At 37.1% G+C, this 8,799-nt stretch carries 7 protein-coding genes; 3 read left to right on the plus strand and 4 right to left on the minus strand.

The window, feature by feature from the left end:
* Positions 1–759: 759 nt before the first annotated feature.
* The 3 genes from FJR37_RS24730 to FJR37_RS24740 all read right to left on the minus strand — a co-directional run bounded on the left by FJR37_RS24730 (position 760) and on the right by FJR37_RS24740 (position 4,447).
* Entirely contained in the window at positions 760–978 is a 219-nt protein-coding gene (locus FJR37_RS24730; protein WP_039205117.1) for a hypothetical protein, read from the minus strand.
* Positions 979–1,639: 661 nt separating this feature from the next.
* A complete protein-coding gene (locus FJR37_RS24735) occupies positions 1,640–2,497 on the minus strand; it encodes a hypothetical protein (protein ID WP_039205119.1) in 858 nt (285 codons plus the stop codon).
* 57 nt (positions 2,498–2,554) lie between these two features.
* Complete coding sequence (locus FJR37_RS24740) at positions 2,555–4,447, minus strand: ATP-binding protein (protein WP_039205120.1); 1,893 nt, start codon at positions 4,445–4,447, stop codon at positions 2,555–2,557.
* 335 nt (positions 4,448–4,782) lie between these two features.
* On the opposite strand from FJR37_RS24740, the gene FJR37_RS24745 reads away from it, so the two are divergent.
* The 3 genes from FJR37_RS24745 to FJR37_RS24755 all read left to right on the plus strand — a co-directional run bounded on the left by FJR37_RS24745 (position 4,783) and on the right by FJR37_RS24755 (position 7,346).
* Positions 4,783–5,466: a RibD family protein gene (locus tag FJR37_RS24745; protein ID WP_039205121.1), complete on the plus strand. Its 684-nt coding sequence runs from the start codon at positions 4,783–4,785 to the stop codon at positions 5,464–5,466.
* Between the two features lie 86 nt (positions 5,467–5,552).
* Positions 5,553–6,722, plus strand: coding sequence for a GNAT family N-acetyltransferase (locus FJR37_RS24750; RefSeq protein ID WP_039205123.1), 1,170 nt, complete (start codon positions 5,553–5,555; stop codon positions 6,720–6,722).
* A 234-nt stretch (positions 6,723–6,956) separates the two neighbouring features.
* Positions 6,957–7,346, plus strand: coding sequence for a DUF4346 domain-containing protein (locus FJR37_RS24755; protein ID WP_039205126.1), 390 nt, complete (start codon positions 6,957–6,959; stop codon positions 7,344–7,346).
* 625 nt (positions 7,347–7,971) lie between these two features.
* Here FJR37_RS24755 and psb32 read toward each other — a convergent pair.
* Positions 7,972–8,712 carry a photosystem II repair protein Psb32 gene (gene psb32, locus FJR37_RS24760; protein WP_168467382.1) on the minus strand — a complete coding sequence of 247 codons (741 nt, stop codon included), beginning with the start codon at positions 8,710–8,712 and terminating at the stop codon, positions 7,972–7,974.
* Positions 8,713–8,799 lie beyond the last annotated feature (87 nt).

Genomic DNA, 8,799 nt, shown 5'->3' on the forward strand with positions numbered 1-8,799 from the left:
CTTTTTCTACCGTTATCAAAAACCTGTGGCTAGTTGAACCCCGAACTCAAAACAAACTCGTTAAATATAAATTTATCCGGAGGATCGTTATGCACTGGAGAACATTTAATTGGTAGATGCACCCTGATAACTAAACTCCCCTAGTCGGCTAACATCCACTGGGGGTTTTTTCTTAAAAATATAAACTAAACTCACCCTATCATCAAAACAAGTCTCTGGCAATATCCCTACTCAACAAGTTTTTGGTAACTTTGGCTAGTCGCACTTACAGACGGTAATATTAGCTGACACAATGGCGAACATGGTTGTTTATCGTGCAGCTTGACTACACACAGAATATAGCTCGTTATTGCCTAAATACCAGACTTGCGGATGAACCAATCTGACAACTTTTCCAGAATCACTTTCATTCCATTGTGATCCTTAGCTCTAACTTTAGAATGATCACCGCGATAGATAATAGGACTCTTAATTATTTCTTTATAATATTTGTACTTGGTATAGCCTGTTGCAGATTAATAGACATCTCCAAAAAAGATGGTAGAGCCGAGAATCCCTACCCATAGAACGTCTCTACAAAGGTTTCAGGTAACACATCTTTAATTTCTGGAGATGTCTATTGATTACAAGGCTTAAAAATAGTTCATTCACTTACGCCGCAGTGTAATAGGGAATAGGTAATAGGGAATAGCGAGTAATTACCCATTCCCTATTACCTATTTACAGCCTAAACTTTAGATAACTAATAAATTGAGTGATTTAGTCAATTGTGATTTGTTGCGGTCCATTGGCTTTGCCGTTTTGTACTTCTGTACTCAGGTTGCTAGAGCTATTTCCACAACCTTTTTTATTTAACCAACTTTTGACGGGATCTTCGGTGAGGTTGAGTCGGAGGACACCAGAAACGAACCCACCTAAAAATGAAACTGGATGTTGGGCTAGTTCTTGAAATAGGGGCGACAATTCAGTAATAAACATTAGACTCTCCAAGTATTGGTTTTAAAAATTATTAATTCTTGATTAATCTTAACAGATGGCGGCTAAGAAGCAACTAAGTAGTGAGATAAAATTAATTACACAATGTCATTGCGTAAGCGTTGCGTGGCCTTAGCCATATGGAACGAAGTGAAATGAAGCAATTCCAAGGGTTGTGATTGCTTCCCTTCCCTCGCAATGACTGTAAATATTTTTGTCCAATTACTTAACACTACAATCTGAATTTGTACCCCATTACTGTGTCCTACCCAAAGATAAGGAATGTGAATTAAATAAGGTGCAAAAGTAGGGTGTGTTAGCGACAGCGTAACGCACCATTCCAGGTTACATCAGAATTGCAGGTTATTAAATTTGCGTTCCTAAACCCTAAATTTTAGTTATTTGAGTTTCCACCATAAAAGTACCGCAAGAGCCAAGTAAGCTAAAGCTGACTAAGGATAAATTTTGTGGAAGGATCATAAAAATATAGTAGGCTTGAGCCGGCTTTCATTATGAGACTGAAAATTCATTCCCTGGCGGTTGCTAAAGGATAAATTTCGTGGAAGCATCATAAAAACATAGTCGGCTTGAGCCGGCTTTTGTTATGAGACTGGGAATTCATTCCCTGGCGGTTGCACTATCACTTAACCCAATCTACGATTTTCTATTCTACATTTACCCAAAAATCTGCGGTTTTGATTTGTCCATTGCGATTAAATTGCATCCACATTTTATATGTTCCTGGTTTGGGAAACTTAGTATGAAATTCAACCTTTCCGTCAGCAGAATCTTTCATTGCGTGTGCATGGATATAATCAGATGCAGTGAGAGGAGACGAACTTTTAATAATTACTAAATGCCCTTTTTCCCCCAAATAAGGCTGTAAATCTTGAATTAGTTGATTTTTATTGTCTTTTAAATCGAAACTTAAAGTTACTTCTTGACCAGCTTGAATATTTTTTTCAGAAATATTCAGATTAACCTGAGTATCTGAGATAGTTTTAGTTTTGCTGAACTTTTCTAAATTTTTTGGTAAGGGAACTGTACCAGGAATTGTAATATTCATTAATGAGACATTTTCCTTATTTCCAGCAGGTTTATAATCACTGAAAAGTGTATAATTACCTGATTCTGGAAAATTGGCAGTCACTTCAAAGCGACCATTTTCTTTATATTCGGGATGAATATGAGCAAAAGATCGTAAATCATCACTAACAACAATTAAGTGCATGATTTTTTCCTGGAAAATGTCAAACTTATTAACAGGTTTACCAGACACATCTTGAATATCAATAACTAAGTTAATCGGTTGATTTGGTGATAAACTTTTCGGAGCAGTTAATTTAACCTTAGTAGTTATTTGTGAATTATCCCCATGATTCATATTTCCCATAGAATGTCCCTCATGATTGATCATCATACTAGGTGAAACCTGTGTTTCCGTAGACTTAGTATTTGATGAACAACCAGGAGTTAGTAATAAAGCTGTCACCACAAAAATACCTAAAAAAAGTCGCTTCATTTTAGGAAGGTTGTAATTTGAAATTCATCGTTTGCCGAACATTTCCGAGAGCCAGAATTAACTCCTAACTCCATTTTTGACCACATCTTTTTTGTCTGGATTAGGTAATAAAGCCAGATCAATCAAAGGTAATTTAATAATTACTGTTGTTCCTTGGTTTAACCCCAAACTCTCTAAGGTAATTTTACCACCCATGAGTTCAATTAAATTCCGAGAAATTGCTAAACCCAATCCAGTTCCTTCAAACTTGCGCGTAGTTGTACCGTCAACCATGACAAAAGGACGGAATAGTTTACCTTGTTCTCCTGGGTCAATACCAATTCCTGTATCTTTTATGAAAACTAAAACATAATGCTGATGCTGATAAATATTTGTGGTAATTTGAATACTCCCTTCATCAGTGAATTTAGTGGCATTACCAATAATATTAATTAGCACTTGTTTAAGTTTAATGGCATCAGATTTTATAGGAATAGGTTTATCACCTATATTACAAATTAATTGCAGTCCCTTATGTTGGACATTAACTGATTGTAAGTTAATTACCTCTAATAATAATTGTCGTAAATCCAGCGGTACTGTAGTTACGGAAAGTTTACCAGCTTCTATTTTAGAAATATCTAGTAAATCATTAATTATCTTTAATAAATGAATTGCTGTATCATCAGCTTTTTTGAGAAATTCTAATTCTTCTTCTCTACTGTCGCATAAATCATCACGGACTAACCGTACACAATTAATAATAATATTCAAGGGATTTCTTAACTCATGGGAAGTTGTAGCTAAAAATTGGCTTTTTACTTGGTTAGCTGATTTAGCTTCTTTCCAAGCAATTTCTAATTCTTCCGCCCAATCTTTGAGTCTTTCTACCATTTGATCTAATGCTTGTGCTAATTGGTTAAATTCCCGAATTTTAAAGTTGCGCGGAATAGGTTGTGCTGCGTGGTGACTATGAAGATTAACAGCATAGTCGCGGAGTTCTTCAACAGGACCGGCTAAATAAGGAACTAAATAAAATGATGCCAATAAACTTGCACCAATTAAACCAACTGTTAAAACAATCAGAATTAGTTTAATTTCTTCTAAACCAAATAGGGCATTTTCTACACTTGTAACTGCTAGGACAATCCATCTTTGTGATGGTCTTGTGGTGATAGGTTTAGTAGTAGCTGTAAAACCTGTAACTAGTTCCTCTCCTTCAACAAAGGATAAATTACTAGAATTATTACTTCCACCCAAAGCATTTTTAACTATGGCTTGTATTCTTTCCACATCGGCATAATTTTTAATATTAGTACCGATTCTTTCTGGCAATGGGTGGGCTAAAACTCTACCATCTTCAGCAATGACTACTAAAAGACCCGTCAATGAGCCTGGATGATTGGGATTTTGTTGATACAATGTAGTTTTAATGCTTAATCGGTAAGCTAAATTACCACGTTGATTAGCAATAGGAATTGATAAAAATAACTGGAGTTGATTTTGTTTGTCTCTTTTACCAGTTTTTCCAGATTGAGATGGTAATATGAATTGAATATCAACATCATCACTGGTGGCAGATAAGCCGGATGGTGTAATTTCTTGAATACCACAACTACTGGCTATTATTTCACCTTTTTTAATGTGGGTGAATTGGAGACAATCAATTTGGGTTGGTAGTTGTTTATGTAGCTGTTTAAGAAATTGTTCAATTTGGAAAGGCGAACCAGATTTAATTACTTTTGTCTGACTGGCTGTAATTAAATTGGAGCGCAAAGCGGCAATATCATCACTAATTTTTTCTCCTTTGTTAACCGCACTTTCTGTTAAATTTTGTCGGGCAGTATTTAACAGACTAGAACGGGCTTTATTGAGGGCAACCATTTCTCCTACTAATAAAACTGGGACAAATACCAGTAGTATTCTTGTTACTAAAATTTGTCGAAATGACGATTGACGAGATTTAGCCATTGTTTGTCTCACTTCGCATCTTTAAATGACAATTACAAAGATATGAAATTACACTAACCAAAGGAGACATTTTATTAGTTGATGATAAGTTTACTATTAGTTTAAATTTCTCATGGAAATAAGAGATAACAGGTAAGAATTAAAAAATTAAAAAAATTAACTAATTCTTACTCTGGTTTAAGGACAAACATGATATACCAAAATTCATAAAATGTAGATTAAATAGTGAGTGCTGTCGCATATTAATATTAATGGTATAAAAGTTATCAATCTTGTCTTATTGTGATAAATTGTGAGAAAATATATCTACCAAACAGAAATATCAGAGCAATGCAATGATGCAACATCGTCCTCATACCACAGTAGTTTTAGCCATGAGTGCCGATGGCAAAATAGCAGATTTTAGGCGATCGCCTGCTCGATTTGGCTCAGTGGCTGATAAAATACACCTGGGGAAACAAATTGCTGCATCTGATGCCGTTTTATTTGGTGCTGGTACTCTTCGTGCCTACGGTACAACAATGACCATCACAGATACAATACTCTTGCAACAAAGGAAAATAGCAAATCAGCACCCCCAGCCAGTTCATATAGTGATTTCCCGTTCAGGCAACTTGAATCCGGACATTAAATTTTTTCAACAACCGGTGAGACGATGGTTACTCACAACCTCTCTGGGAGCTTATTTTTGGCAAGAAAGATCAGAGTTTGAAGAAGTTTTAGTCTTTGAAACTCCTAGCCAAGAAATTGACATTTTGGCGGCTTTAGAATATTTCACAAGTTTACAAATTACCCGTTTAGCTATTTTGGGAGGAGGACAATTAGTAGCATCTTTCCTAGAATCTAATTTAATTGATGAAATCTGGTTAACTATTTGTCCACTGATTTTAGGTGGTAGTATTGCGCCTTCACCTGTTGAGGGGACAGGATTTTTATCTGATCTCGTGCCTAAGTTACAATTATTAGAAGTATCCACCGTAGAGCAGGAAGTATTTTTACACTATAGAATAATCCCGTAGGGGCGCAGGTCCTGCGCCCAGACCAGAAATGTAGTGCGCTCAAGCATGAGTCAAAAGTAAATCTAAAATTACTGGACAAATACACAATGATCAAAGAACACAAACCCCATTATTCTCTTGTTTGGACGCACACAATCGCTGATGTTCCCCAAGCAGACTGGGATGCTTTAGCGATGCCGTTAAAAACGCCTTTTTTAGAATGGGATTGGTTGCACAATTTGGAAATATCTCAAAGTGTTACAGCCAATACTGGTTGGTTGCCAAATCACTTGATTTTGTGGCGAGATAGAACTTTAATTGCCGCTGCTCCTTTATATTTAAAAGGACATAGCCAAGGGGAATTTGTTTTTGATCATCAATGGGCAGAATTAGCTTCTCGGTTGGGAATAGAGTATTATCCAAAGTTGCTCGGAATGACTCCATTTACCCCGACTGAAGGCTATCGCTTTTTAATTGCTGCGGGAGAAAATGAAGAAGAAATTACAGCTTTAATGCTCCATGAAATTGATAGTTTTTGTGTGAAACATCGGATTTCTGGTTGTCATTTTCTCTATGTTGATCCCCAATGGCGACCGATTTTAGAAAGTCAGGGTTTTACAACTTGGCTACATCATAGTTATATTTGGGAAAATGCTAATTTTCAAACTTTTGATGATTATTTAACTGGATTTAATGCTAATCAAAGACGGAATATTAAACGGGAACGTAAAGCTGTAGAAAAAGCAGGTTTAAGATTGCAAGCGTTAACGGGTGAGGAAATTCCTAACTCTATGTTTCCGTTAATGTATGACTTCTATGCTGATACCTGTGATAAATTTGGTTGGTGGGGAAGTAAGTATTTAACCAAGAACTTTTTTGAACAGTTGCACCATAATTATCGGCATCGGGTGGTATTTTTTGCGGCTTATAATCAAGAAGATCCAGGTCAACCAGTGGGGATGTCCTTTTGTTTATTTAAAGAAGACAAACTATATGGACGTTATTGGGGGAGTTTTCAAGACATAGATTGCTTACATTTTGATGCTTGTTATTATACACCAATTGAATGGGCGATCGCTCATGGTATCCAAAATTTTGACCCCGGTGCTGGTGGTAAACATAAAAAACGCCGGGGGTTCCCTGCTACACCGAATTACAGCCTGCATCGCTTTTATAACCACCGTTTAGGGCAAATTATCCTGCCTTGGGTGCGGGAAGTTAATCAACTAGAACAAAAAGAAATGGATGCCATTAATGCAGAGTTACCTTTCAAATAAGGAAATAGATCAAAATAGATCCCCGACTTCTCAAAGAAGTCGGGGATCTAGATAAGTAGGTGAACACAATAAAACCAAACTGTGTAAAGAAATGTAAAATCGCCCAAACCCTCTTCACTCTTACCTCTTGCCTCTTGCCTTTTGCCTTGCCATAACGACAATTTTCAACGCTCACCTACTTATTGTATATTGATGTAATCTGAAAATACTCTTTCTATAAATTTACTTTTGACAATGCCTAAGGATTTACTACTCGAAGATTTGACAGCAATTGATTATAAACTTTCTCACCGTCATATTGATCTTGACCCCAACGGCTATTTTATTATTTACATAGACCAAAAGGAAGGATTAATTTATGCCAAGCACTTCACTAATGTGATTAACGAACGTGGTTTAGCCGTAAATCCCGAAACAGGTGAAGTGATTCCTGTTCGCGGTAAAGTGGAAAGAAGCCACACAACTGTATTTAGCGGACGTACAGCCAAAGAACTCTGTATCAAGATTTTTGAAGAAACTCCAAATTGTCCTGTGACTTTATTAGATCATGCAGCTTATTTAGGTAGGGAATTTGTTCGCGCTGAAATGGCTTTAGTGTCAGGCAAAGAGTACATTCAAGATTAAATAGAGTACGCAATTGACACTCCCCGGTCTAAAGGACACGGGGATTCTTAAGACTAAACGAGTCGTTTTTCATCCCCTGTCTGTACCACGAAAGACGGAACTGGAGTTCCTATTTCTCAGGGGCTTTCAAACTTCCCAGTCTTTCTTGTAATAATGTAAGTTGCTAGTTAGGTAAATTGTCAGAATCAGGATGTCCAGGATTAAAGGATGAACAGGATGAAACCAGAGCTTTGATTACCAATTACCTATTACCAATTCAATTACCCATTACCAGTCTCAACTAGATAACTAGCAACTTGAGTTAATAACTCCCGGTTCGCTCATTTTTTTTGGAGTTCGAGAAATTGCCAAAAAAACAAGAAATCCAGGTGTCGTAATGGTTTTAGCGATTTCCCGAAATTTAGCTTGAACTACCACATCCGGCGCTAAAACTCTATTTTTATGCGAACTGCTTGCAGCAGCGCTTCGCTATCGCATAAAGTCTGTAGGGTAGTACATTTTTATCAAAGCCGAAAACCCTGATTAAATCGTTCAGCTTTTTTGTAACTCGATTTTAAATGGGCGAACCGGGAGTAATAAGGACAAGAAACTTACAAATCAAAAAACACCCCCAGTCCCCAGTCCCCTATTCCTCAGATTCCTGAGAGGGTGGTTTTTGAAACACCAGATAAATGTAGTATGTAGCCATTGGGATAACAGTGGCAGCAATTAATAGCCCAACCACCCAAGCAGTAGCATTACCCTTATCTGTTTCTCCAGCTTTGGTGAAAGTTCCTTCTACCTGAACTGTTTCCTTAATTTTTGGTGGACCGGGATCTGGTTGACCAGATAACACAGCAACCAGGCGATCGCTCACATCCAAAAATCCTTGGTTGTATTTATTACCTTCACGTAATGCTGTACCTAATGTTTCTTCAACCACACTCTCGGCAATAGAGTCAGTTAATAATGACTTCACATTATCCCCACTCAGTAAAGTCATTCCATTAGTAACAGTATCAACCAGTAATAATACTTGATTGGCTTGCTCTGCCGCTATTGGAAACCATTTACTAAATAATCCCTTGGCAAAACTTTCCGGTGTTTCTCCGTAGTCGAGGCTGTGAATAGTGACAATTCTGGCTTGATTGCCAGTTTTTTGAGCCAAATCCTGGAAAGCCTTGCTAATCTGACCTTCATTCAATCTGCTAATCACATCACCTTGATCTAAAATCCAAGTATCTGCCGTTAAACTGGGTATTTGGTATACACCAGTAGCAGCAGCAGGTAAAATAAACAGTGAAGTCGCCATCATCATCAATACAGGGAAAATGAGACGAATAACGTATTTTTGGTTACTAAATAATTGCTTGAGTAACTGTTGCATGGGATGAATTCTTAAACAGACTTGCAATCAAAATACTACATAATTAGGGAATAGGGAATAGGGAATAGGGGCGGGGAGTGGGGGAGT

This window comes from Aphanizomenon sp. UHCC 0183, from assembly GCF_009712065.1.
GTDB classification, from domain to species: Bacteria; Cyanobacteriota; Cyanobacteriia; order Cyanobacteriales; family Nostocaceae; genus Dolichospermum; species Dolichospermum heterosporum.

Coding starts and splice junctions, on each gene's coding strand:
- FJR37_RS24750 (WP_039205123.1), top strand. CDS start 5,553: ATGATCAAAGAACACAAACCCCATTATTCTCTTGTTTGGACGCACACA.
- FJR37_RS24745 (WP_039205121.1), top strand. CDS start 4,783: ATGATGCAACATCGTCCTCATACCACAGTAGTTTTAGCCATGAGTGCC.
- FJR37_RS24755 (WP_039205126.1), top strand. CDS start 6,957: ATGCCTAAGGATTTACTACTCGAAGATTTGACAGCAATTGATTATAAA.
- FJR37_RS24735 (WP_039205119.1), bottom strand. CDS start 2,497: ATGAAGCGACTTTTTTTAGGTATTTTTGTGGTGACAGCTTTATTACTA.
- psb32 (WP_168467382.1), bottom strand. CDS start 8,712: ATGCAACAGTTACTCAAGCAATTATTTAGTAACCAAAAATACGTTATT.
- FJR37_RS24730 (WP_039205117.1), bottom strand. CDS start 978: ATGTTTATTACTGAATTGTCGCCCCTATTTCAAGAACTAGCCCAACAT.
- FJR37_RS24740 (WP_039205120.1), bottom strand. CDS start 4,447: ATGGCTAAATCTCGTCAATCGTCATTTCGACAAATTTTAGTAACAAGA.